Source organism: Nocardioides panaciterrulae, from assembly GCF_013409645.1.
Classification (GTDB): Bacteria; Actinomycetota; Actinomycetes; order Propionibacteriales; family Nocardioidaceae; genus Nocardioides; species Nocardioides panaciterrulae.
Genome location: NZ_JACCBG010000001.1, coordinates 3,690,479 through 3,712,487, shown reverse-complemented (window position 1 = coordinate 3,712,487; position 22,009 = coordinate 3,690,479). Strand labels below are relative to the sequence as shown.

Below are 22,009 nucleotides of genomic sequence, written 5' to 3'. Positions count from 1 at the left end.
TGCAAGGGTGTCGTCACCCTCCGCAGCCGCTCCTGCAACCCCCGCCCCCGTCCCGCAGGGCCGAGGCAGCGGGCTGCGCTGGGAGGGGCTGCGCTCCTCGGACACCGGCCTGCTCATGCTGGCGCTGCTGGTGGGTGCGGGCGCGGGGCTGGGGGCGGTGGTGTTCCGCTGGCTGATCGTCACGTTCACCCGAGTGCTCTCCGGGCACGACGACTACGCCGGCCTGGGCCACGTCGCCAACCCCCACGCGCCCTGGCTGGGCCCGTGGTTCGTGGTGCTGGCGCCGGTGGCCGCGGGCCTCGTGTACGGGCCGCTCGTGCACGGGTTCGCCCGCGAAGCGCGCGGGCACGGTGTCCCCGAGGTGATGTACGCCGTAGCTCGTCGGGGCGGTCGGATCCGTCCGCAGGTCGCCGCGGTCAAGGCGCTGGCCTCGGCGCTATGCATCGGAGGCGGCGGGTCCGTCGGCCGGGAGGGGCCGATCGTCCAGATCGGCAGCGCTCTCGGCTCCACCCTCGGCCGCGCCGTGGGGGCGGCGGAGGGTCGGATGCGCGTGCTGGTCGCCTGTGGCGCCGCCGGAGGGATCGCCGCCACCTTCAACGCCCCGCTCGCCGGCGTGTTCTTCGCGATGGAGCTGATCCTCGCCGACTTCGCCGCCCGAAGCTTCGGCATGGTCGTCCTCTCCTCGGTCACCGCCAGCGTCATCGGCCGGGCAGCGCTGGGCAACCAGCCGTTCCTGCACCTGCCGACGTTCACCGTCGAGCACCCGGCGCAGTACCTCCTCTTCGCGGTGCTCGGCCTGCTGGCCGGCCTCGTCGGAGTCGGCTTCACCCGGATCCTCTACGCGATCGAGGACGCCTGCGACTGGGCCTGGCGGGGGCCGGAGTGGCTGCGGCCCGGGGTCGGCGGCCTGCTGCTCGGGCTGCTGCTGCTGGCGGTCCCGGAGATGTACGGCGTCGGCTATCCGGTGCTCAGCAACGGGGTCGCCGGCCACTACGCGATCGGCTTCCTGGTCGTCCTGCTCGTGGCCAAGATGGTCGCCACCAGCCTCACCATCGGCATCGGCGGCTCGGGCGGCGTGTTCGCGCCGAGCCTGTTCATCGGCGCGATGCTCGGCGCCGGATTCGGCCAGTCGCTCGACCTCCTCGACTCCGGCCTGGCGGGACCGGCCGGGGCCTACGGGCTGATCGGCATGGGTGCGGTCTTCGCGGGTGCAGCCCGAGCGCCGATCACCGGCGTGGTGATCATGTTCGAGCTCACCGGGGAGTACTCCATCATCCTGCCGCTCATGGTCGCGATCGTGCTCGCCACCGGCGTCAGCCACCTGGTGTCGAAGGACAGCATCTACACGCTCAAGCTCAGCCGCCGTGGGGTCGACCTCAGCCACAATCCCCAGGCCGACGCGCTGCGGGCGGTCACCGTCGGCGAGATGATGACGCCGTTCGGGGCTGCCGTGGCCGCGGACCTGCCGCTGGCCGACGCCGCCACCCGGCTCAGCCACAGCAGCCTCGGAATGCTCCCGGTCGTCGACGAGGACGGCCGGGTGGTGGGTGTGCTCAGCTCGCGCACCGTCGCCGAGACATTGGCCGACGGTGAGCACGACGACGCGCGTGCCGCGGACGTGGTCGAGCGCACACCGACCGTGACGTCCGCCCAGCCCCTTGACGAGGCGCTCGACGTGCTGGACCGCTATGAGGTCGCGGCGGTCCCGGTGCTCGACGCGGACGACGCCGCGCCGGTGGGCTGGATCACGCACCGGCAGGTGCTCGCCGTGCTGCGGCGCGGCGGCACGCCCCCGCCTGAGCGCCGTACGGATCCGGTCCCACGGTCTCAGTGACCGTGCTGCCCGTGGCCGGAGTGGTCGCTGGAGGAGTCCTGGGAGGCGGGCTCGCCGCCCATCTCGCTGAGCATCGGCCAGCCGCCGTTCCGCGTGAAGTGGACCAGCAGGAACGTGGCCAGGCCGAGGAACACGATGTTCAGCCAGGTCGTGTAGTCCCACGACACCTGCGCCCCGACCACCGTGGCACTGCGCGACGTCGGTGTCAGGTGCAGCACCGCGAACAGCAGCTCCACGACGTACCCCGCGGCGACCATCGCGAGGTAGAACAGCCCGGTGATCCGCACCGCCGCCGCCGTGCCGTAGTACTTCCGGTAGATCACGATGATCGGCACGATGATCAGGTCGGCGAAGAGGAACGACACCACGCCGCCGAAGCTGATCCCGCCGTTCCACAGCACCGCCGCCAGCGGCACGTTGCCCACCGAGCAGACGAAGCTCAGCATCGCCACGACCGGTCCGACCACCGGCCCCCAGACCTGCGCCGCCAGACCGTGCCCGTCGAGGAAGAACGTGTGCAGCCAGTCGGTGGGCACCCACGCGGCGAACGCACCGGCGATCAGCACACCGATGACGATGTCGCGCAGCACCGAAGCCCAGTCCATGACGAAGTACGACGCGACCGAGTCCAGGCCCGCGCGCGAGAACAGCCGGCACCAGAGGCCGCCCTCGGACTGGACCGACATGTCCATCGCGGCATGGCCCTCCATCGAGCCGGCCAGGCCACGGTCGGCCTGCTCACGGGCCGCGTCCTGGATCCGTCGGGACACGAACATCCGGAACAGCACCGCCACCACCACGATCATCAGCGGCCCGCCGACGAACTCCGCCAGCGTGAACCGCCAGCCCATGAGCAGCCAGAGGATCAGGCCGAGCTCGAGCACGAGGTTGGTCGAGGCGATCTCGAAGGCCATCGCCGCGGTGAGGCTCGCACCCTTGCGGAAGAGCGAGCGTGCCAGCGCCACCGATGCGTAGGAGCACGACGAGGAGGCCGCACCGAGGCCGGTCGCCCACGCCAGAGGCCGCGGTGAGTCGCCGCTCAGCAGCCCGGTCACCTGCTCGCGTCGCACCACCGCCTGCACCGCGCCGGAGAGCGCGAAGCCCAGCACGAGGGGCCAGAGGATCTCCCAGGCCATCGCGCCGGAGGTCGCGAGCCAGTCGAGGACGGCGTCGATCACGGGCATGGTGGCCGCGTACCCCGACCGCTTCGCTCCATGCCCGGTACACCCGGCGGCGGCAGCCGGCAGTCACGCGACGTCCAGCGCCAGCCGGTTCGCCGAGGTACGCCGGACCCGCACCCCGCGGGGGTGGCTCCACCGATCGAGCGCGGCGGCCAGCCAGCGAGCGTCGATCGGGTCGGCCTGCTCCAGCCGCAGCCGCCGGGACCGGTAGGGGATGAGTTCGGCCGCGGCCAGGGAGCCGTCGGTCGTCACCGTGACCCGGTAGAGCAGCCGTAGCTCGTCGCGGTATCGCTCGAAGCCGCGGATCCCCTCGTAGTCGTTCACCAGGTCGCCGCAGCCGTAGAGGATCAGCCGGCCGGCGTACACCTCGAGCGGGCGGGGGTGGTGCGAGGAATGTCCGTGCACCACGTCGGCCCCCGCGTCGACCAGCCGGTGGGCGAAGCGCACCTGCTCGGCCGGCACCGTCCAGCCCCAGTTGGTGCCCCAGTGCAGCGACACCACGACGATCGAGCCGCGGGACTTCTCCGCGCGCACCCGGCCGGCGACCGCCACGGTGGTGGCGTCGGAGAGGTCGGGGAGCAGCGCGACGCCGGGCTCGTGCGGGCCGGCGGCCCAGGCGCGCGCCACCCCGGCGCTCGGGTGCCCCCAGGCCAGGACCACGACCCGCCGGTCCTCGTCGACGCGGGCGCGGGCCGGCGTCCACGCCTCGGCGACGTCGCGACCGGCTCCGGCCACCGCCATCTTCGCCGACGCCAGCGCCTCGAGGGTGTCGCGCAGTCCATCGGCCCCGTAGTCGAGCACGTGGTTGTTGGCCAGCACGCACACGTCGGGCCGGGCCGCGCGCAGCGCCCCGAGGTTGGCGGGGTTCATCCGGTAGTGCACGGTCTTGCCGGCCGCCGGTTCGCCGCCGCCGGTGATGCTGGTCTCCAGGTTGAGCACCCGCACGTGGACGCCCGGGCCGGTCAGCTCGGCCAGCGCTTCGCCCCACGGGTAGCCGTCCGCGACGGCGCGCGGCACCGGCCCGGAGACCTCCTCGCACAGCTCCACGTAGCGGCGCGCGTCGTGCACGCACGGCTCGGTCAGCGTCGGGTCGCCCGGGTGGGCGAGTACCTGGTCGATGCCGCGACCCAGCATCACGTCGCCGGAGAGCAGCAGCGTCACCGGCCCGTCCCCGGGTGCGGTCATGGATCCAGCATCGAGGGACCGGGGCGCGGCGTACCGGGTCGACCGCCGCGCCCACCCGGGACCTTGGCCACTGACGGCGAGCCACGTGACGCCCCTTGGATCGGGGGAGACGGCCGTGCCGGCGGCTCGGGAGGTGAGGACCATGACGGTGCCCGCGGGGTCTGCGGCGATCGAGGTCACCGCGCGGGGCGAGGTCGACGCCCGGATGCGTGCGTACGCCGAGGAGAAGGTCGGTGTGGCGCTCGCGGTGGCGCGGGACCCGATCATGCGCGCCCACGTGGTCCTCGGCCTGCGTCACGACCCCGCGGTGAAGGTGCCGGCGACCGCGGAGGCCACCGTCGACGTCGGCGGCACCGTGCTGCGCGCCCAGGCCGCCGCGCCGTCGATGACCGAGGCCATCGACGAGCTGGAGTCCCGGCTGCGTCGCCGCCTGACCCAGCTGCAGGACCGGACCCGCACCCGCCACCGCTGGACCGGGGTCGAGGCCGAGCACGAGTGGCGGCACGGCGACGTACCGCGGCGGCCCGTGGCCTGGTACCCGCGCCCCGCCGAGAGTCGGGAGCTGATGCGGCGCAAGACCTTCGCGGCGGAGCCGCTGACCGTGGACGAGGCCGCCTACGACATGGAGTCGCTCGACCACGACTTCTTCCTCTACACCGACAACGAGTCCGGCGAGCCCGCGCTGGTGCGCCGGCTCCCCGAGGGCGGTTACGCCGTGCAGGGCGGCGCCGGCCCCGAGGCGGTCGCGAAGTCGGCCGCCGAGGTGGTCCTCGAACCACCACCGCCGCGGCTGACCGACGACGAGGCGCGGGCGCGGCTGGACTCCGACTCCGAGGCGTTCGTGTTCTACCTCGACGCCGGCTCCGGGCAGGGCCGCGTGCTCTATCGCAGGTACGACGGCCACTACGGGCTCATCGTCACCGGCTGAGCCCGGTCGCTGGTGGTCTGCGGCGGCCCCGCCCCGGGCGCCGCCGGCCGTAGCGCCGGTCGTCGCCCCGTCAGGGCGCGCCGCCGCCCTCCTCGACCCCGTCGACCCGCAGCTCGCCGGTGTAGAGCGGGGAGTCCTTGCGGGAGACCAGGTCGCGGCGCTGCTCGGGCGTGAGCGCCTCGACCTGGGCCTCGACGGCGGCCGGGAACCCCTCCACTTCAGGCGCCGGCGTCACCGGCACGATCGTGTGCACGACCCGGTCGTCGTAGAGGTGCAGCATGTTCACCGCCTGGTGCCCGTCCACGCTGGACAGGAACCGGTCCCGCGCGCCGGGGTCGAGGGCGTAACAGGTCGCCGAGGCCACCGAGACCGGGATGCCGGCGAAGGTGGAGAAGCTCGAGAAGTGGAAGTGGCCGCCGAGGATGCTGCGCACGTCGGAGCCGGCGAGCACCTCGGCGAGGCGGTGCTGGTCGAGCAGCTCGATGAGCTCGGCCGCCCGCAGCATGGGCACCGGGATCGGCGGGTGGTGCAGCGCCAGCAGGGTGCCGTGCGGCGCCGGCGTCGCGAGCACCTCGGCGAGCCAGGCCAGCTGGTCGTCGGCGATCTCGCCGTGGTGGTAGCCCGGCACGCTGGTGTCGAGGGCCACGATCCGCAGCCCGTCGACCTCGTGCACCCGGTCCTGGGGGCCGTCGTCGTCGCTGTCGAAGAGAGCCTTCGCATAGGGCGCCCGCTCGTCGTGGTTGCCGATCACCCACACCACCTCGGCGCCCATCGCGGCCGCGGCCGGCTCGACGAGCTCGCGGAGCCGGGCGTACGCCGCCGGCTCGGCGCGGTCGGCCAGGTCGCCGGTGAACACCAGCACCTGCGGCCGGGGCCGGATCGCATCGAGCCGCGCCAGGGCCCGCTCGAGGTGGGCCGCGGTGTCGATCACGCCGTACTGCAGCGAGCCGGCGAGCAGGTGCGGGTCGCTCACGTGGGCGACGACGTGGCGCGGGGCGGGGTACTGACCGAACTGCACCTCGTCAGGTTAGGCGCATCCGCCTAGGGTGGCGGCACGGATCCGGGCAAGGAGGACAGCGATGTCGGAGCAGCACGCACAGCAGCAGTCCGAGACGGTCTTCACCTACGGGGCGCCCCAGCTGAAGTACGGCCCCGGCGCGTCGGACGAGGTCGGCTACGACCTCTCCCAGTACGGCGTCTCCCGCGCGCTCGTCGTCACCGACCCCGGCGTGGGCTCGACCGGGCTCCCGCAGCGGGTCGCCGACCAGATGGGCCGGTTCGGCATCGAGGCCGTGGTCTTCGACGGTGCGCACGTCGAGCCGACCGACGAGAGCCTGCAGCAGGCCGTGGACTTCGCGCGCGACGCCGGACCGTTCGACGCGTACGTCGCCGTGGGCGGCGGCTCGAGCATCGACACGGCCAAGGCCATCAACCTGATGATGACCAACGACGGCGAGCTGATGGACTACGTCAACGTCCCGGTCGGGCAGGGGCGCAACCCCGAGCGGCCGCTCAAGCCGCTGGTCGCGCTCCCCACCACCGCCGGCACCGGCAGCGAGAGCACCACCGTCTGCGTGCTCGACGTGCTCAGCCTGAAGGTCAAGACCGGCATCAGCCACCCGCGGCTGCGCCCGACCCTGGCCGTCATCGATCCCGACCTGACCCTCACCCAGCCCCCGGGCGTGACGGCGGCCAGCGGCATGGACATCCTCTGCCACGCGCTGGAGAGCTACACCGCTCGGTGGTACACCACCTACGACCGCAAGCAGCCCGAGCAGCGGGTGCCCTACTGCGGCTCGAACCCGATCGCGGACATGTGGTCGGAGAAGGCGATGACGCTGCTGGGCAAGGCCTTCCGCACTGCCGTCCACCACGGCGACGACCGCGAGGCCCGCCAGGACATGGCCCTGGCCGCCACCTTCGCCGGCATGGGCTTCGGCAACGCCGGCGTGCACATCCCGCACGCCAACGGCTACCCGATCGCCGGCCGGGTTCGCGACTTCCACCCCAAGGACTACCCGGAGGACCACGCGATGGTGCCGCACGGCATGTCGGTGGCGCTCACCGCGCCGGAGGCGTTCCGGTTCACCTTCGACGCGGCTCCGGAGCGGCACCTGCGCGCGGCGGCGCTGCTGGACCCGACGCGGTCGCCGGACGAGGGGGACCGCGACACGCTGCCGTCGGTGGTCATCGACCTGATGCGCGACATCGACATCCCGAACGGGATCGGCGCGGTCGGCTACGTCGAGTCCGACGTCGACGACCTGGTCGAGGGCACGCTCAAGCAGCAGCGGCTGCTGGCCACCTGCCCCAAGGAGGTCACCGCCGAGGACGTGGCCGCGATCTTCCGGGCCTCCCTGCAGCTCTGGTAGCTGCCGAGTCGGCGCTCGTTGACGCGGGGGTACGTCGAGTCGGCGCTGGTTGACGCGGGGGTACGTCGAGTCGGCGCTGGTTGACGCGGGGTGTACGTCGAGTCGGCGCAGGTTGACGTACCGGGGTGTCAACGAGCGCCGACTCGGCGGTGTGTGGGTGTCAACGAGCGCCGACTCGGCGGTGCGTGGGTGTCAACGAGCGCCGACTCGACGGGCTTCGAGTGGCAGGCCGAGCATGCTGAGCGCGAACCGGGCGTACTCCCGCGCCACCTGCTCCGGCGTCGTGGGTCCGCCGGGGTGGAACCACTGCGCCAGCGAGGTGCACATCGTGGCGATCGCCCTACCGGCGTCCGCGGGATAGGCGACGTCGAGGCCGCCGGCCGCGATCGCCTCGGCGATCTGGTCGTCGAGCAGCCGCTGGACGTCGCTGCGCAGCCGGGCGATGCGCCGGTAGTTCTCGGGGTCGAGGCTGCGCATCTCGCTGGCCCCGATGAAGGCCAGGTCGTTGCGGCGGGCGTGGAAGAGGGCGAGCGCCTCGACGACCAGGGAGACCCGCGCGACCGGGTCCCGACCCTCCGCCCGGGCCTGCTCCACGCGCCAGATCAGGTCGGTCATGGTCAGGTCGAAGACGCGCACCAACAGGTCCTGCTTGCTGGGGTAGTGGTGGTAGACCCCCGGCACGCTCATGCCGGCCAGCTGGGCGATCGAGCGCATGCTCGCACCGTGGTAGCCGATCGCCACGAAGGCGCGGATCGCGCCGGCGAGCACGCCGTCGATCGGGAGCGGCGCGAAGTCGCGCCAGTGCCCGGTCGGGGCGGCCACGGTGGGCTCGGCCGGGATCGTGGGGGCGGGGTGGGCGGCCACGGGCGTGGTCGCGGCGCCGGGCACCAGGGTGGCGACCGGGACGTCGAGGACCTCCGCCACCCGGTGCAGCCGCTCGAGGGAGATGCGGGTGCGCCCGTTCTCGATGGCGCTCACCGTCGCCGCGCTGACGCCGAGCCGGCCGGCCAGCTCGCGCAGGGTGATGCCGTGCAGCAGCCGTTGGCGGCGTACCTCCTCGCCCGCACCGAGGGTTCCCATGCTGACCATGTTGTTCAGGATATCTGAACATCCGGCCGTTCGGACCTCGCGACACGGCGCCAGGTCCTCGGCTGATATTTGCCTGAGAGGCGTTGACGCGGGCCGAGGGGCGTGTGACGCTGCTCTCATCCTGTTCAGTCACCCGAACGATCGTTCTGTTGTTGACGATCGTCCGCCCGTGATCCACACGTCTGCCCGGAGGTTGAGATGACCGACGTCCCCACCATGGATGAGCTGCTCAAGGACTCCCCGAAGAACTGGGGCAAGTGGGGGCCCGACGACGAGGTCGGCGCCCTGAACTACCTCACCGCCGAGGAGGTGCTGCGCGGGGTCCGGCACGTCCGGTCCGGACAGGTGTTCACGCTGCAGCGCCTGATCGGCGACCCGCTGGGCGACCCGGTCTGGCCGGGGCGCTCGCCGGCGGTCAAGACGATGATCCTCGACGAGTCCTCGTGGGACGGCGCGGACGCGCCCCAGTTCCCAGGTGGGCTGCACTACGCCGACGACAAGATCGACGCCTTCCTGCAGGGCTCCACGCAGTACGACGCGCTCGGCCACGTCTGGTACGGCGGCCAGATCTGGAACGGCTACGACGCCCGATCCACCGTCGGAGGTCTCGACCGGGCGAGCGTGGCGCCGATCGCCGAACGCGGGGTGGCCGGCCGCGGGGTGCTGCTCGACATGGCCCGGTTCCGGGGCAAGGACAACCTGGACAAGGCCGAGACGTTCACCCACGAGGACCTGCTCGCCTGCGCGAAGGCCCAGGGCGTCGAGATCGAGCCGCACGACGTGCTGGTCATCCGCACCAACTTCCTGCGGCTCTTCTTCGAGCAGGGCGAGAAGTTCTACGAGGGCTTCTGCGAGCCCGGCCTGGTCTACAGCCCCGAGCTGGTGTCGTGGTTCCAGGACATGGAGATCCCCAACCTGGTCACCGACACGATCGCCAACGAGGTGACCACCGACCCCAACAACGGCACCGCGCTGCCGCTGCACTGCGCGCTGATGCGCAACCTCGGCGTCACGCTCACCGAGATCTGCGACCTCGAGAAGCTCGCCGAGTCCTGCGCCGCGGACGGCCAGTACACCTTCCTCTACGCGGCCGCGCCGCTGAAGGTGCACCAGGCCAGCGGCTCGCCGGTGAACCCGTTGGCGATCAAGTGAGCCTGCGCAGCGGTCAAGGAGGCCACGTGACGACCTACACCGAGCGCCCGTGGCTCTCGCTCTACCGCGAGGGCACGCCGGCCGACATCACCCCCGAGCACCGGACCATGCTCGACCTGTTCGCGGCGACCCTCGCCCGGAGCCCCGATGCCGTGGCGATCCGGTACTTCGACGGGGTGCTCAGCTTCGCCGACCTCGACACCCGCTCCGACGCCCTGGCGGTGGCGCTGGCCGAGCGCGGCTTCGCCGCGGGCGACCGGCTGGCGATCTACACGCAGAACAACCCGGCGTTCGTCATCGGGCTGCTCGCGGCGTGGAAGGCGGGCGGCTGCGCGGTCGCGATCAACCCGATGAACAAGGCCCGCGAGCTGACCTACCTGCTCGCGGACTCCGGTGCCACCGCGCTGCTGTGCCTCGAGGAGCTCTACACGGCCGTGGCACGGGACGTGCTCGCGGCCGGCGAGGTCAGGGTGAGCACGGTGGTCACGTGCTCGCCGCTGGACGAGCAGACCCGCGACGACGAGCGGCTGTTCGCCGGCGCCACCCGTGGCGGCGCCGAGGGCGGCGCGCTCGACCTCGAGCAGGTCTTCGCCGAGTACGCCGGCCGCCGGCCGGACCCGGCCTCGCCGCAGGGCGAGGACGTGGCGATCCTGACCTACACCTCGGGCACCACCGGGGTGCCCAAGGGCGCGATGAACACCCACGCCAACCTGGCCTTCAACGCCCAGACCTACCGGGACTGGATGGGCCTGGGCGCGGACGACGCCGTGCTCGGGGTCGCGCCGCTGTTCCACATCACCGGCCTGGTCGGCCACGTGGGGATCGCGCTGCTGGCCGGCTGCCCCCTCGTCCTGGCCCACCGGTTCGAGGCGAACGTGGTGATGGACGCGATCCGCGAGCACCGACCGACGTTCACGGTCGGCTCGATCACGGTCTTCATCGCGCTCTCGGGCCTGGCCGGCGTGACGAAGGAGGACTGGTCGTCCTTCCGGATGCTCTACTCCGGCGGGGCCCCGATCGCCCCCGCGGTCACCGACGGGTTCGAGGCGAAGACCGGCCTCTACATCCACAACATCTACGGGCTGACCGAGACCAACAGCCCGTCCCACGCCGTACCGCTCGGGGTGAAGGCGCCCGTCGACCCCGCGTCGGGAGCGCTGTCGGTGGGCGTGCCGGTCTTCAACACGGTGGTGCGGATCCTCGACGAGGACGGCAAGGAGGCCCCGGTCGGGGAGATCGGCGAGATCGTCACCTCCGGGCCCCAGGTCGTGCCGGGCTACTGGCAGAAGCCCGAGGCCACCGAGCAGTCGTTGCCCGGCGGTGAGCTGCGCACCGGCGACGTCGGGTTCATGGACGAGCAGGGCTGGTTCTACCTCGTCGACCGCAAGAAGGACATGATCAACGCGGCCGGCTACAAGGTGTGGCCGCGCGAGGTCGAGGATGTCCTCTACGGCCACCCCGCGGTGCGCGAGGCTGCGGTGGTCGGTGTGCCCGACGAGTACCGTGGCGAGAGCGTCAAGGCGTTCGTCTCGCTCAAGCCGGGCGAGCACGTCACCGAGGAGGATCTGATCGACTACGCGCGTTCGCAGATGGCGGCGTACAAGTACCCGCGCTCCATCGAGTTCCTCGACGAGCTGCCCAAGACCACGACCGGCAAGATCTTGCGACGCGAGCTGCGCGCGTCGGTCACGTGAGCGACGGCGGGCCGGAGCCGGCGAGCGACCCCGGGCGGGGCGAATGGGCGGACGTGGTCCGTCCCGACCGCCTCGGCCCGGCGCTCGCCGCGCGGCTCGGCGACGACCGGTGGCGGACCTGCACGGCCACCCTGGTCAGCGGCGGCAAGTCCAACCTGACCTTCGAGGTCGCCAGCCCCGCCGGGGTCGTGGTGCTGCGCCGGCCGCCGACCGGTGCGCTGCTGCCCTCGGCGCACGACATGGGCCGGGAGGCGCGGGTGCAGCGCGCGCTGCGCCCCACCGACGTGCCGGTCCCGGAGATCCTGCTCGAGGACGACACCGGCGAGATCCTCGGGGCGCCCTGCTACGTCATGGAGCGGGTGGCGGGCCACGTCATCCGCTCCCGGCTGCCGGAGGGGTACGCCGGGTCGCCGGCCGGCAAGGTCGCGATCGCGGACGCGCTCGTCGACGTGCTCGCGCGGCTGCACGCGGTCGACATCGACGCGGTCGGCCTGCGCGGCCACGGCCGGCCGGAGGGTTTCCTCGAGCGGCAGATCCGGCGCTGGACCGGCCAGTGGGAGCGGTCGGCCACGCACGAGGTGCCGGCCGTCGACGAGCTCGGTCGCCGGCTGGCCGCCACGCTGCCCCCGTCGTACGGCTCCGCGGTCGTGCACGGCGACTACCGGCTCGACAACTGCCTGATGCACCCGACCGATCCCGGCCGGGTCGCGGCGGTGCTGGACTGGGAGCTGTCCACGCTCGGCGACCCGCTCACCGACCTCGGCCTGCTGCTGTTCTACTGGCGCGAGCCCGGGGAGCGCGAGCCGTCGCTGACGCCCGCGGTCACCCGGACTCCCGGCTTCCCGGGGCGGGCGCACCTCGTGGAGCGCTACGCCGCGGCCACCGGCGCGGACCTGCAGCACCTGGGCTTCTACGAGGCCTTCGCCCACTTCAAGTTCGCCGTGATCGCCCAGGGCATCGCCGCGCGCGTCGCGGCCGGGGCGATGGCCGGACAGCACTTCGGCGACCTCGACGGCGAGGTCGTCGCCACCGCCGAGGCCGGGCTCGCCCGGCTGGCACAGGAAGGATGAGCAATGGACTTCGCCCTCTCGCCGCGCGCCGAGGAGACCTGCGCCCGGATGTGGGACTTCATGCGCGAGGAGGTGTTCCCGTCCGAGACCGAGCACGCGGCGTACCTCCGCGAGCACGGTGAGCACGCCTACCCGCCGGTGCTGGAGCGGCTCAAGGAGTCCGCCCGCGGGCGCGGCCTGTGGAACCTCTTCCTCCCGCACCTGTCCGGGATGAGCAACCTGGAGTACGCCGCGGTCGCGGAGATCTCCGGCTGGTCGCCGGTGATCGCGCCCGAGGCGATCAACTGCCAGGCGCCCGACAGCGGCAACATGGAGACCCTCGACCTGTTCGGCACCGACGAGCAGAAGAAGCGGTGGCTCGAGCCGCTGCTGGCGGGGGAGATCCGTTCGGCGTTCGCGATGACCGAGCCCGACGTGGCCTCCTCCGACGCCACCAACATCACGACGCGAATCAGCCGGGACGGCGACGACTACGTCATCAACGGTCGCAAGTGGTGGATCAGCGGGGTCGCCGACGAGCGCTGCGAGATCTTCATCGTGATGGGCAAGACCGATCCCGACGCCCCCGCCCACCGGCAGCAGTCGATGATCCTGGTCCCGCGCGACACCCCCGGGCTCTCGATCGAGCGGCACCTGCCGATCTTCGGCTACCAGGATCAGCACGGGCACTCCGAGCTGGTCTTCCACGACGTGCGGGTGCCGGCCACGAACCTCCTCGCCGGCGAGGGCGACGGGTTCATGGTCGCCCAGGCCCGCCTCGGACCCGGCCGGATCCACCACGCCATGCGCGCGATCGGGATGGCCGAACGGGCGCTGGGGCTGATGGTCGACCGGGCGAAGTCCCGGGTGGCCTTCGGCCGGCACCTCTCCGAGCAGGGCGTCGTGCAGGAGCTGATCGCCCAGTCCCGCATCGAGCTCGACCAGGCCCGGCTGCTCGTCTACAAGACCGCCTGGCTGATCGACACCGTCGGCGCGAAGGGCGCCCGCACCGAGATCGCCGCGATCAAGGTGGCGGCGCCGGCGATGGCGACCGCGGTCGTCGACCGGGCGATCGAGGTGTTCGGTGCCGCGGGCGTCAGCGACGACACGCCCCTGGCCTACTTCTATGCGTGGGCGCGGGTGCTGCGCATCGTCGACGGCCCCGACGCGGTCCACCGGCGCTCGATCGCGCGCGAGGAGCTGCGGCGCGAACGCCCGTACGTCGGCTGACGCCGAGTCGGCGCTGGTTGACGCCGGGGAGGACGCCGAGTCGGCGCTGGTTGACGCCGTACGGCGGGCTCGGGTGTCAACGAGCGCCGAGTCGGCGCTCGTCGACCGGTCACAGGATGATCGTCGGGTTGCCCCGCCGACGCTTGACCTCCTCGAACGCGCGCCGCAGTCGTACGTCGGCGTCCTGCCCCCGGCCGTGGACGTTGCCCTTGTCGAACACCTCGATCCACCAGTCGCGCTGCTCGGCGAGCCAGGTGAGCCGGGAGGCGTCCTTCGCGACCTGGGCGGCGGAGGTGTGCCACTGCTCGCCGTTGTACTCCGCGGCGAAGAGGAGCTCCTCGAGCCCGATGTCGAGACGGAAGACCTCGCGGCCGTTGACCACCACGGAGATCTGGAGCTGTGGGGTCGGGAGCCCGGCGTCGTACCAGCGCAGGCGGAGCACCGACTCGCCGTACGACTCGGAGCGTCCGTCCGCGAGCGGCGCCAGCCAGCGCAGCTGCCTGACCCCCCGCTGTTTCGCGAACCGCTCGATGGCCAGGAGGAGCTCCTCGCGGGTGAAGACGCCGAGGGAGAGCAGCGCGTCCAGGGCGGCGATGGCCTGGTCGCGCCTCCGTAGCCGGCCCAGGTCGCAGGCGGTCCGCAGGGGTGTGGTGGTGAGCACGCCGCCGACGGTGGTCAGATCCTCGTCGGTGACGGTGCGTTCGCCGCTGACCGCGAGCGGGCTGCGGATCCGCCCGGCGTCGGCCAGGCGGAAGAAGCAGACCTTGGGCACGAACAGGTGCGAGTTGGGCGCCATGGCCATCCGCGCGCCGTGCAGCCACGCGGCGGTCTCGTCGCAGACGAAGGCACCCGGGGGCGCGACCAGTCGGACCACCCGGGCACGCAGGTCGGTGCTGTCGGGGACGTGTGCGCCGACGTAGACGCCGACGATCGGTCTCTTCAGCAGGCCTCGGCCCACCAGGAAGCGCAACCGCCGGTCGTTGAGGCCGGCGGCGAGCGCCTGCTTGCGGGTGAAGGGTTCGTCGAGGGGGAGCGGGAATCCGCCGTCGAGGGGCGGAATGCTGTCAGTTGTCATGCCGGGTTGATTCCCGGTGCGCCGCCCCGGGGCACGACCGATTCGGGCACCTGTGGACAACCGGGTACGCCGGCCGGCGGCCCGCCGTACCCGGGTGTCAACGAGCGCCGACTCGGCGTACTCCCGGGTGTCAACGAGCGCCGACTCGGCGTGGGTCCCGGGTGTCAACGAGCGCCGACTCGGCGTGGGTCCCGGGCGGGCGGGCCCTTTGGGGGAACTTGCCGGGCGGGGAGCATCTCCGCGCGGCCCCGGGGGTACCCACCGCGCCGAGCAGGTGTGACCCCGGTCATGGACCGACCGTTGCCAACGGTGCGGATCCTGCTTAGGGTTCCGATGGGCAGAACATCTGTTCCACGATGTGGAAATACTGTTTGCGGAGGGGTCGGACATGACGGGACGCATCAAGGTCGCGGGGCTCGAGGTGGCGGAGGAGCTGCACCGCTTCGTCGCGGAGGAGGCGTTGCCGGGATCCGGCCTGGAGGCCGAGGCCTTCTGGTCCGGGGTGGCCGCGATCCTGGCGGACCTGGCGCCGCGCAACCGGGCCCTGCTCGCCCGGCGCGAGGAGCTGCAGGCGCGGATCGACGACTGGCACCGCGAGCACCCGGGCACGCCGGACGCGCAGGCCTACGAGGAGTTCCTCCGCGAGATCGGCTACCTGCGCGAGGAGCCCGCCGAGGTCAGCGTGACCACCTCCGACGTGGACGAGGAGGTGGCCAGCATCGCGGGACCGCAGCTCGTGGTGCCGCTGCTCAACGCCCGCTTCGCCACCAACGCCGCCAACGCCCGTTGGGGCTCGCTCTACGACGCGCTCTACGGCACCGACGTGGTCCCGCGGGAGGGCGAGCTGGCTCCGGGCGACGGTTACAACAAGGCCCGCGGCGACGAGGTGATCGCCCGCGGCCGGGCGTTCCTCGACGAGCACTTCCCGCTCGCCTCCGGGTCGCACGCCGACGCCACGTCCTACGCCGTGGACGGCGACGGGCTGGCCGTGACCGTCAAGGACGACGTCCTGCGGCTCGCCGACCCGGCGCAGCTGGTCGGCCACCGCGGCGAGGCCGGCTCGCCGGAGGCGGTGCTGCTGGTCCACCACGGGCTGCACGTCGAGATCCAGGTGGACCCCGCCGACCCGATCGGCTCCACCGACGCCGCCGGGGTCAAGGACCTGCTGCTGGAGTCCGCGGTCTCCACGATCATGGACCTCGAGGACTCCGTGGCGGCGGTCGACGCCGAGGACAAGGTGCTCGGCTACCGCAACTGGAAGCAGCTGATGGAGGGCACCCTCGTCGAGGAGGTCACCAAGGGCGGCCGGACCTTCACCCGGTCGATGAACCCCGACCGGACCTACACGACCCCCGACGGCGGCGAGGTCACCCTGAAGGGCCGCTCGCTGCTGTTCATCCGCCAGGTCGGCCACCTGATGACCACCCCCGCGGTGCTCGACGCGGAGGGCCGGGAGGTCCCCGAGGGGATCCTCGACGCGATCATGACCGCGCTGGGCAGCATGCAGGACCTGCGCGGCGAGTCGGCGCTGGGCAACTCCCGGCACGGCTCGATGTACGTGGTCAAGCCGAAGATGCACGGCCCGGACGAGGTGGCGTTCGCGGTGGAGCTGTTCGGCCGCGTCGAGGAGCTGCTCGGCCTCCCGCGGCTGACCATCAAGGTCGGGATCATGGACGAGGAGCGCCGCACCAGCCTCAACCTCAAGGCCTGCATCGACGAGGCCCGCGAGCGGGTCGCCTTCATCAACACCGGCTTCCTGGACCGCACCGGCGACGAGATCCACACCTCCATGCAGGCGGGCCCGATGGTCCGCAAGAACGACATGAAGGGCGAGACCTGGATCAAGGCCTACGAGGACCTCAACGTCGACATCGGCCTGGAGTGCGGCCTGCTCGGCCGGGCCCAGATCGGCAAGGGCATGTGGGCCGCCCCCGACAGCCTCGCGGCGATGTACGACGCCAAGGTCGGTCACCCGCAGGCCGGCGCCAGCTGCGCCTGGGTGCCCTCGCCGACCGCAGCCACCGTGCACGCCCTGCACTACCACCAGGTCGACGTGCGCGCCCGGCAGGAGGAGCTCGCCGCGGCCGGTCGTCGCCGGCGGCGCGAGGAGCTGCTCCGGATCCCGCTCGGCGACCCCGCGACGTGGTCGGAGGAGGACCGGCAGCACGAGATCGACAACAACTGCCAGAGCCTGCTCGGGTACGTCGTGCGCTGGGTCGACAGCGGCGTGGGCTGCTCCAAGGTCCCCGACATCACCGGCGAGCCGCTGATGGAGGACCGGGCCACCTGCCGGATCTCCGCCCAGCACGTCGCGAACTGGCTCCACCACGGCGTGGTCACCCCCGAGCAGGTCGAGGAGACGCTGCGCCGGATGGCCCAGGTGGTCGACGAGCAGAACGCCGGCGACCCGGCGTACACGCCGATGGCGCCGGGCTTCGACGGCCAGGCCTTCCGGGCCGCCCACGACCTGGTCTTCGAGGGGCTCAGCCAGCCCAGCGGCTACACCGAACCGATCCTGCACCGGCACCGGGCGCAGAAGAAGACCGAGAGGAGCGACTCGTGAGCACGCTCGACCTGGAGACCGCCCGCCGGATCGTCGCCGGAGCGCGCGCCCACGCGCGGGAGGCGGGGCTCAAGCCGCTGACCGTGGTCGTGCTGGACGGCGGGGGACACGTGGTGGCCGTCGAACGCGAGGACGGCTCGTCGAACAAGCGCTTCGAGGTCGGGTTCGGCAAGGCGCACGGCGCGTTGTCGCTCGGCATGGGGTCCCGCTCGCTGATGGCCCGCGCGGAGCAGCAGCCGTTCTTCATCGCCGCGGTCACCTCGGCCGTGGGCGGCGCGCTGGTGCCGGTCCCGGGTGGGGTGCTGGTCCGGGACGCCGAGGGCACGCTGCTGGGCGCGGTCGGCATCACCGGTGACACCTCCGACAACGACGAGGCCGCGGCGGTCGCCGGCATCGAGGCCGCCGGCCTGTCCGCCCAGGTCGACTGAGGGGGCCGGGGATGTCGAGCGCGAGCGCCGGCCAGCAGACGCCGGCCGGCACGGCCCCGGGCCTGGCGCCCGATCTGGGTCCTGGCCTGGCCGCGGTGGCCGCCGTCGCCCGCCGGCTGCTGCCGGAGGAGTCGGTGATCACCGACCACGCCCGGCTGCGCACCTACGAGTGCGACGGGCTCGCCCACTACCGGGTGACGCCGGGCCTCGTGGTGATCCCCGAGGACGCCGGCCAGGTGGCCGCGATCGTGCGCGCCTGCGCCGAACAGCGGCTGCCGTTCATCGCGCGCGGCTCCGGCACCGGCCTCTCCGGCGGCGCCCTGCCCCGGGCCGACGGGGTCCTGATCGTCACCTCCCGGATGCGGGGGATCCGGGAGGTGCGGGCCGCGGACCAGCGCGCCGTCGTCGAGCCCGGTGTGATCAACCTCGACGTCACCCGGGCGGCCGCCCCGCACGGCTACTACTACGCGCCCGACCCCTCCAGCCAGCAGATCTGCTCGATCGGCGGCAACGTCGCGGAGAACTCCGGCGGTGCCCACTGCTTGAAGTACGGCTTCACCACCAACCACGTGCTCGCCGCCGAGTTCGTCACCCCGGACGGCGAGCTGGTGCAGCTGGGTGGCGCCGCACCGGACAGCCCCGGCTACGACCTGCTCGGGGCCGTGGTGGGCTCGGAGGGCACGCTCGGCATCGTCACCGAGGTGACCGTGCGGCTGGTGCGGGTGCCCGAGGAGGTCCGCACGCTGCTGGTCGGCTTCGAGTCCACCGACCACGCGGGCGCGGCCACGTCGGCGATCATCGCCGCGGGCATCGTGCCGGCCGCCATCGAGATGATGGACGCGCTGGCGATCGAGGCGGCCGAGGCCGCGGTGCACTGCAACTACCCCCCGGGAGCCGGCGCGGTGCTGGTCATCGAGCTCGACGGACCGGCCTCCGAGGTGGCCGCGGAGTACGACGACGTCGTACGCCTGTGTGAGGAGAACGGCGCCTTCGAGCAGCGGGTCGCCACGGACCCGGCCGAACGGGCCCTGATCTGGAAGGGCCGCAAGTCCGCGTTCGCCGCGGTGGGGCGGATCAGCCCCGACTACATCGTCCAGGACGGCGTGATCCCGCGGACCGCGCTGCCCGAGGTGCTGCGCGGCATCGCCGAGCTGTCCGAGTCGAGCGGGGTGCGGGTGGCCAACGTGTTCCACGCCGGCGACGGCAACCTGCACCCGCTGGTGCTCTTCGACGAGCGCGTCGACGGCGCCGCGGAGGCCGCCGAGCAGGTCAGCCGCGCGATCCTCGACCTCTGCATCGGCCACGGCGGCTCGATCACCGGTGAGCACGGGGTCGGCGTCGACAAGGCCGCGTACATGCCGCGGATGTATGCCGAGGACGACCTCGACACCATGCAGCTGGTCCGCTGCGCCTTCGACCCGGACGGCATCTCCAACCCCGGCAAGGTCTTCCCCACGCCCCGGCTGTGCGGCGAGGTCCCCGGGCGCCGGAAGGGAGCCCACCCGCTCCAAGAGGCCGGGCTGGCGGAGGTCTTCTGATGTCTGCGACCGCGATCGATGCCGCCGCCCGCGACACCGTCGCCGCCTGCGCCCCGGTCGGTGACCCCGAGCCGCTGGACGTGGTCGACGGGGTCGCCCCGGGCCTGGTCGTCCGGCCCGGCTCCACCGACGAGGTCGCCGCGGTGCTGCGCGCGGCCGCCGCGCACGGGCTGAGCGTGGTCCCACGCGGACGCGGCACCAAGCTGGGCTGGGGGATGCCGCCCAGCTCGGTGGACGTGCTGCTCGACCTCGCCGGCCTCGACGGCGTCACCGAGCACGCCGCGGGCGACCTGATCGTCACCGCCCGGGCTGGCACCCGCCTGGCCGACGTGCAGCGGCACGTCGCCGCGGCCGGTCAGCGGCTGGCGGTGGACGAGACCGTGCCCGGCGCCTCGGTGGGCGGCACGCTCGCCGCCGCGACCAGCGGCCCGGGCCGGCTGGTCACGGGCACCGTCCGCGACCTGCTGATCGGCCTCACCGTGGTGCGGGCCGACGGCGTCGTCGCCAAGGCCGGCGGCAAGGTCGTGAAGAACGTCGCCGGCTACGACCTCGGCAAGCTGATGGTCGGGTCGTTCGGGACCCTCGCAGTGGTCACCGAGGCGACCTTCCGGCTCCACCCGGTGCCGGCCGCCCGGCGCTGGGTCAGCGCGCCGGTCGAGGACGCCGCGCAGGCCCACGAGCTGGTGCAGCGCGTGGTGCACGGCCAGGCCGTCCCGGCCGCGGTCGAGATCGAGTGGCCGCCCGGCGGCGGCGGGGTGCTCACCGTGCTGCTCGAGGGCCGCGAGGCGGGCGTCGAGGCCCGGGCCGCCGTCGTCCGGGAGCTGCTCGGCAGCCAGGCGACCGACGCCGACCGGGCGCCGGCCGGCTGGTCGTCGTACCCCTGGACCGACACCGACCGCGAGGGCCGGACCGCGCTCAAGCTGACCTGCACGCTGTCCGGGCTCGCCGGGGTGCTCCGCACCGCGCGCGAGGCCGCCGAGGACGCGCCCGTGACGCTGCGCGGCTCGGCCGGCGCGGGCGTGCTCTACGCCGCGCTGCCGGCCGGCATCCCCGTCGACGCCGTGGCCCGCACCGTGGACCGGCTCCGCGAGACCTGCCGCCGGTACGGCGGGGCCGCGGTGGTGCTCGACGCGCCGGCCGCCGTGAAGGCGGCCGTGGACCTGTGGGGCCCGGTCCCGGCGCTGGACCTGATGCGCCGGGTCAAGGACCAGTTCGATCCCGACCACCGGCTCTCGCCGGGTCGCTACGTGGGAGGCATCTGATGGACCAGCAGGCGACCGGCAACCCGGCCACGGGCCCGGCGACCGACCACCTCGGGGAGACCGGGGGCGTGGTCGACCTCGGCATGCCCGCACCCGGCGGCGCCTTCGACGAGCACCACCCGCCGGACGCCGCGCTCGTGGGCGACTGCGTGCACTGCGGCTTCTGCCTGCCGACCTGCCCGACCTACGCGCTGTGGGGAGAGGAGATGGACTCCCCGCGCGGCCGGATCTACCTGATGAAGGAGGGCCTCGAGGGCGAGCCGATGACCGACTCGATGGTCGAGCACTGGGACGCCTGCCTGGGCTGCATGTCGTGCGTGACCGCCTGCCCCTCCGGGGTGCAGTACGACACGCTGATCGAGCAGACCCGGGCCCAGGTCGAGCGCCACCACCGGCGCTCGGCCTCCGAGCGGGCGCTGCGCGGCCTGATCTTCGCGATCTTCCCGCACCCCAAGCGGTTGCGGCTGCTGCGCGGTCCGCTGCGCGGCCTGCAGCGCACCGGGCTGGACCGCGCCCTGCGGCGCACCGGGCTGCTCGAGCGGGTCGCCCCGAGCCTGGCGGCCATGGAGAGCCTGGCGCCGCGCCTCGAGCGGCCCGAGCGGCTGCCGGAGCGGCTCACCGCCACCGGTGAGCGCCGCGCGGTGGTCGGCATGCTGACCGGCTGCGTGCAGGGCGCGTTCTTCCCCGGCGTCAACGCGGCCACGGGCCGGGTCCTGCAGGCCGAGGGCTGCGACGTGGTGGTGCCGCGCGACCAGGGCTGCTGCGGGGCGCTGTCGGTGCACAACGGTCGCGAGGCGGAGGCCCAGCGCTACGCCCGCCGGATCGTGGACTCCTTCGAGGCGGCCGGGGTGGAGTGGGTCGTGGTCAACGCCGCGGGCTGCGGGTCGACGATGAAGGACTACGCCCGGCTGCTGGCCGACGACCCGGCGTACGCCGAGCGCGCCGCCCGCTTCGCCGAGCGGGTGCGCGACGTGTCCGAGATCCTCGACGAGCTCGGCCCGGTGGCGCCCCGGCACCCGCTGGCGGTCACCGTGGCCTACCACGACGCCTGCCACCTGGCGCACGCCCAGGGCGTGCGTGCCCAGCCCCGCAGCCTGCTCCGCGGGATCCCCGGGCTGGAGCTGCGGGAGATCGCCGAGGCCGAGCTGTGCTGCGGGTCGGCCGGCATCTACAACATCCTCAACCCCGAGCCCGCGCGCGAGCTCGGCGACCGGAAGGCCGCCAACATCGTGGCCACCGGCGCCCGGCTGCTCGTCACCGCCAACCCCGGCTGCCTGATGCAGGTGGCCTCCGCGATCACCAGGTCCGGGCACCCGATGGGGATGGCCCACACCGTCGAGGTGCTCGACGCCTCGATCCGCGGCCTGCCGGTCAGCGACCTGCTGCCCGGCACCAACGCCGCCCCAGACGCCGTCAGCGCCGGCTGACG

The 22,009-nt window shown here is 73.0% G+C and carries 17 protein-coding genes; 12 read left to right on the top strand and 5 right to left on the bottom strand.

Annotation, left to right across the window (positions count from 1 at the left end):
* Positions 1 to 7 precede the first annotated feature (7 nt).
* On the top strand, positions 8 to 1,834 hold the full coding sequence (locus BJZ21_RS17660) for a chloride channel protein (RefSeq protein WP_218851540.1): 1,827 nt from the start codon (positions 8 to 10) through the stop codon (positions 1,832 to 1,834).
* Here BJZ21_RS17660 and BJZ21_RS17655 read toward each other — a convergent pair.
* Together BJZ21_RS17655 and BJZ21_RS17650 are read right to left on the bottom strand one after the other, a co-directional pair.
* Positions 1,828 to 3,018 (bottom strand): permease, encoded by a 1,191-nt coding sequence (locus BJZ21_RS17655; protein ID WP_179664968.1) that lies wholly within the window; start codon positions 3,016 to 3,018, stop codon positions 1,828 to 1,830. The genes BJZ21_RS17660 and BJZ21_RS17655 overlap by 7 nt on opposite strands.
* 63 nt (positions 3,019 to 3,081) lie before the next feature.
* Positions 3,082 to 4,200, bottom strand: coding sequence for a CapA family protein (locus BJZ21_RS17650; RefSeq protein WP_179664967.1), 1,119 nt, complete (start codon positions 4,198 to 4,200; stop codon positions 3,082 to 3,084).
* Positions 4,201 to 4,342: 142 nt separating this feature from the next.
* Between BJZ21_RS17650 and BJZ21_RS17645 the strand changes: the two genes are divergently transcribed.
* A complete protein-coding gene (locus BJZ21_RS17645; protein ID WP_179664966.1) occupies positions 4,343 to 5,128 on the top strand; it encodes a ribosome hibernation promotion factor in 786 nt (261 codons plus the stop codon).
* 70 nt (positions 5,129 to 5,198) lie between these two features.
* Here BJZ21_RS17645 and BJZ21_RS17640 read toward each other — a convergent pair whose 3' ends face one another.
* Positions 5,199 to 6,146 carry a metallophosphoesterase gene (locus tag BJZ21_RS17640; protein ID WP_179664965.1) on the bottom strand — a complete coding sequence of 316 codons (948 nt, stop codon included), beginning with the start codon at positions 6,144 to 6,146 and terminating at the stop codon, positions 5,199 to 5,201.
* Between the two features lie 61 nt (positions 6,147 to 6,207).
* On the opposite strand from BJZ21_RS17640, the gene BJZ21_RS17635 reads away from it, so the two are divergent.
* Positions 6,208 to 7,500, top strand: coding sequence for a hydroxyacid-oxoacid transhydrogenase (locus tag BJZ21_RS17635; protein WP_179664964.1), 1,293 nt, complete (start codon positions 6,208 to 6,210; stop codon positions 7,498 to 7,500).
* Between the two features lie 192 nt (positions 7,501 to 7,692).
* Here BJZ21_RS17635 and BJZ21_RS17630 read toward each other — a convergent pair whose 3' ends face one another.
* Complete coding sequence (locus tag BJZ21_RS17630; protein WP_218851539.1) at positions 7,693 to 8,589, bottom strand: TetR-type transcription factor C-terminal domain-containing protein; 897 nt, start codon at positions 8,587 to 8,589, stop codon at positions 7,693 to 7,695.
* Positions 8,590 to 8,787: 198 nt separating this feature from the next.
* Here BJZ21_RS17630 and BJZ21_RS17625 point away from each other — a divergent pair, with 198 nt between their 5' ends.
* Genes BJZ21_RS17625 through BJZ21_RS17610 form a run of 4 tightly spaced genes read left to right on the top strand, consistent with a single transcriptional unit; the run spans position 8,788 to position 13,714 of the window.
* On the top strand, positions 8,788 to 9,741 hold the full coding sequence (locus tag BJZ21_RS17625; protein ID WP_179664963.1) for a cyclase family protein: 954 nt from the start codon (positions 8,788 to 8,790) through the stop codon (positions 9,739 to 9,741).
* Positions 9,742 to 9,767: 26 nt separating this feature from the next.
* Complete coding sequence (locus BJZ21_RS17620) at positions 9,768 to 11,435, top strand: AMP-binding protein (RefSeq protein WP_218851538.1); 1,668 nt, start codon at positions 9,768 to 9,770, stop codon at positions 11,433 to 11,435.
* 53 nt (positions 11,436 to 11,488) lie between these two features.
* Positions 11,489 to 12,505 (top strand): phosphotransferase family protein, encoded by a 1,017-nt coding sequence (locus BJZ21_RS17615; RefSeq protein ID WP_343052201.1) that lies wholly within the window; start codon positions 11,489 to 11,491, stop codon positions 12,503 to 12,505.
* A gap of 3 nt (positions 12,506 to 12,508) precedes the next feature.
* On the top strand, positions 12,509 to 13,714 hold the full coding sequence (locus BJZ21_RS17610; protein WP_179664961.1) for an acyl-CoA dehydrogenase family protein: 1,206 nt from the start codon (positions 12,509 to 12,511) through the stop codon (positions 13,712 to 13,714).
* Between the two features lie 109 nt (positions 13,715 to 13,823).
* Here the strand turns inward: BJZ21_RS17610 and BJZ21_RS17605 are convergent, their stop codons facing one another.
* Positions 13,824 to 14,789 carry a type IV toxin-antitoxin system AbiEi family antitoxin domain-containing protein gene (locus BJZ21_RS17605; protein WP_179664960.1) on the bottom strand — a complete coding sequence of 322 codons (966 nt, stop codon included), beginning with the start codon at positions 14,787 to 14,789 and terminating at the stop codon, positions 13,824 to 13,826.
* A 388-nt stretch (positions 14,790 to 15,177) separates the two neighbouring features.
* Here BJZ21_RS17605 and BJZ21_RS17600 point away from each other — a divergent pair, with 388 nt between their 5' ends.
* From BJZ21_RS17600 to glcF, 5 genes are read left to right on the top strand one after another with little or no spacing between them, the layout of a single operon-like run.
* Entirely contained in the window at positions 15,178 to 17,352 is a 2,175-nt protein-coding gene (locus BJZ21_RS17600; RefSeq protein ID WP_179664959.1) for a malate synthase G, read from the top strand.
* Complete coding sequence (locus BJZ21_RS17595; RefSeq protein WP_179664958.1) at positions 17,349 to 17,780, top strand: heme-binding protein; 432 nt, start codon at positions 17,349 to 17,351, stop codon at positions 17,778 to 17,780. The genes BJZ21_RS17600 and BJZ21_RS17595 overlap by 4 nt, the downstream gene beginning before the upstream one ends.
* Positions 17,781 to 17,791: 11 nt before the next feature.
* A complete protein-coding gene (locus BJZ21_RS17590; protein WP_179664957.1) occupies positions 17,792 to 19,318 on the top strand; it encodes an FAD-binding oxidoreductase in 1,527 nt (508 codons plus the stop codon).
* Complete coding sequence (locus BJZ21_RS17585; RefSeq protein ID WP_179664956.1) at positions 19,318 to 20,580, top strand: FAD-binding oxidoreductase; 1,263 nt, start codon at positions 19,318 to 19,320, stop codon at positions 20,578 to 20,580. The genes BJZ21_RS17590 and BJZ21_RS17585 overlap by 1 nt, the downstream gene beginning before the upstream one ends.
* Positions 20,580 to 22,007 (top strand): glycolate oxidase subunit GlcF, encoded by a 1,428-nt coding sequence (gene glcF, locus BJZ21_RS17580; protein WP_246298521.1) that lies wholly within the window; start codon positions 20,580 to 20,582, stop codon positions 22,005 to 22,007. The genes BJZ21_RS17585 and glcF overlap by 1 nt, the downstream gene beginning before the upstream one ends.
* Positions 22,008 to 22,009: the final 2 nt, after the last annotated feature.

Bases quoted from the DNA above. Each gene is read 5' to 3' on its own strand.
- glcF (WP_246298521.1), top strand. From the start codon at position 20,580: ATGGACCAGCAGGCGACCGGCAACCCGGCCACGGGCCCGGCGACCGAC.
- BJZ21_RS17590 (WP_179664957.1), top strand. From the start codon at position 17,792: ATGTCGAGCGCGAGCGCCGGCCAGCAGACGCCGGCCGGCACGGCCCCG.
- BJZ21_RS17630 (WP_218851539.1), bottom strand. From the start codon at position 8,589: ATGGTCAGCATGGGAACCCTCGGTGCGGGCGAGGAGGTACGCCGCCAA.
- BJZ21_RS17600 (WP_179664959.1), top strand. From the start codon at position 15,178: ATGACGGGACGCATCAAGGTCGCGGGGCTCGAGGTGGCGGAGGAGCTG.
- BJZ21_RS17645 (WP_179664966.1), top strand. From the start codon at position 4,343: ATGACGGTGCCCGCGGGGTCTGCGGCGATCGAGGTCACCGCGCGGGGC.
- BJZ21_RS17655 (WP_179664968.1), bottom strand. From the start codon at position 3,018: ATGCCCGTGATCGACGCCGTCCTCGACTGGCTCGCGACCTCCGGCGCG.
- BJZ21_RS17585 (WP_179664956.1), top strand. From the start codon at position 19,318: ATGTCTGCGACCGCGATCGATGCCGCCGCCCGCGACACCGTCGCCGCC.
- BJZ21_RS17625 (WP_179664963.1), top strand. From the start codon at position 8,788: ATGACCGACGTCCCCACCATGGATGAGCTGCTCAAGGACTCCCCGAAG.
- BJZ21_RS17635 (WP_179664964.1), top strand. From the start codon at position 6,208: ATGTCGGAGCAGCACGCACAGCAGCAGTCCGAGACGGTCTTCACCTAC.
- BJZ21_RS17650 (WP_179664967.1), bottom strand. From the start codon at position 4,200: ATGACCGCACCCGGGGACGGGCCGGTGACGCTGCTGCTCTCCGGCGAC.
- BJZ21_RS17610 (WP_179664961.1), top strand. From the start codon at position 12,509: ATGGACTTCGCCCTCTCGCCGCGCGCCGAGGAGACCTGCGCCCGGATG.
- BJZ21_RS17605 (WP_179664960.1), bottom strand. From the start codon at position 14,789: ATGACAACTGACAGCATTCCGCCCCTCGACGGCGGATTCCCGCTCCCC.